This is a genomic window from Chryseobacterium sp. HNCC26DJ238 (assembly GCF_057180465.1).
Genome location: NZ_JBXUGI010000054.1, coordinates 1 through 678, shown reverse-complemented (window position 1 = coordinate 678; position 678 = coordinate 1). Strand labels below are relative to the sequence as shown.

Here is a 678-nt window from a genome sequence, read left to right as displayed (position 1 = left end):
ATTCTCCCTTATTTCTTTGAGCCTGTTGGCAGTATCGTAGAGATAAACTTCCCTGATTCCCGAAGGAGGCGTGATCCCCGTTACCCCGATCATAGGATCATAGGTATAGGTCGTGATCTGGTAAGCTGCCAGGTCAGGGTTTTTCCTGAACACATCCAGGGCATTGATCAGCGCCGGTTCATTAGCCGGGTTTAAGGCATCTGCATCGGAAGCTGCGATAATGGCTGAAGCCAGGCTGTTCACCTGAGCGAAGGTGGCTCCTGTGATCTTCGCAATGGGCTGGGTTGTATTATATCCCCAGATAATGGAGGTCGTGATACCATCTTTGGTGGTGTACTGCAGGAGATTGCCTTTACTGTCATACTGGTCATAGGTAAGTTCGGTGGAACTGTTGTTCTGAAGGTCATAAGACAGAACTGAACTCTGGAACAGATGCGCAGGGTTATCAAATTTGGTTTCCGATTTACTAATAACTTTTCCGGGATCATTACTATTCTGTTTTTGAACGACAGAAGTTTCCAAAGGAATACCTATCATATTGGCGTTGATCAGTCTTTGATTACCTTTCTCATGGGCGTATTGGTAGTTCGTTTCCACAATGTTAGCATCTGAAAGGGTAGTTACCTGTTTTGTGGGATAATCCCTTGTATTGAAAGTAATGTCTTCATAAGTTTTTAG

Annotated in this window: 1 pseudogene; it reads right to left on the bottom strand. The window is 44.5% G+C overall.

The features are described 5' to 3' along the window. A pseudogene (locus AC2A07_RS19675) lies at nucleotides 1-678 on the bottom strand (DUF5977 domain-containing protein); the annotation flags it as partial.